The sequence below is a fragment of the Cellulomonas citrea genome, from assembly GCF_009829685.1.
Taxonomy (GTDB): domain Bacteria; phylum Actinomycetota; class Actinomycetes; order Actinomycetales; family Cellulomonadaceae; genus Cellulomonas; species Cellulomonas citrea.
This window is the reverse complement of record NZ_VWSD01000415.1, coordinates 1-508: the sequence shown is the minus strand read 5'-3', so window position 1 is coordinate 508 and position 508 is coordinate 1. Positions and strand designations below refer to the sequence as shown.

1 protein-coding gene is annotated in these 508 nt (G+C 69.3%); it reads right to left on the bottom strand.

What is annotated here, in order from left to right; all coding sequences use genetic code 11:
- A partial coding sequence (locus F2B26_RS17030; protein ID WP_201292840.1) for an SURF1 family protein occupies positions 1–508 on the bottom strand: 508 nt, incomplete at both ends.

Genomic DNA, 508 nt, shown 5'->3' with positions numbered 1-508 from the left:
GCAGTTGGGTGGCGTCACGGTATGCGGCCAGGTCCAGATTCTGCCGGATGGGCGATACCCCCGCAGCGTCAGTTGCCGGCGCTGGCGCCGCGGGCTGGCCGAGTTCGAGCAAATGGCCGGGCGGCGGCGCCAGCAGGCCACTGACCTCGACGATGCCACTGGGTGTCTCGATCGGCGCCAGCCGGGTGCGGTCGACGAAATTGCGCTGCACCCAGCCGCGCTGCACCATCACGACCTGCTCGCTGCCCTCCAGCGCCAGCGGTGTCAGCACATAGAAGCCGGGCACGCCGTGCATCTGGCGGTTGTCGAGGTAGAGGGTCTGCGACGCAAGCCACAGCCCGCGCAGGTGGACCGGCCGCTGAAAGTTGGCATCGCTGGCCTTGTCGAGTGCCAGGAAGTCGGCCTGGCCGAGTGCCGGCCTGTGCTTTTGCGCCTCGACCTGGGCCTGCAGTGCTTCTTTTTGCGCCGCGCGTGACAGCTGCCAGCGGCCCAGCCAGGCCGTGGCCAC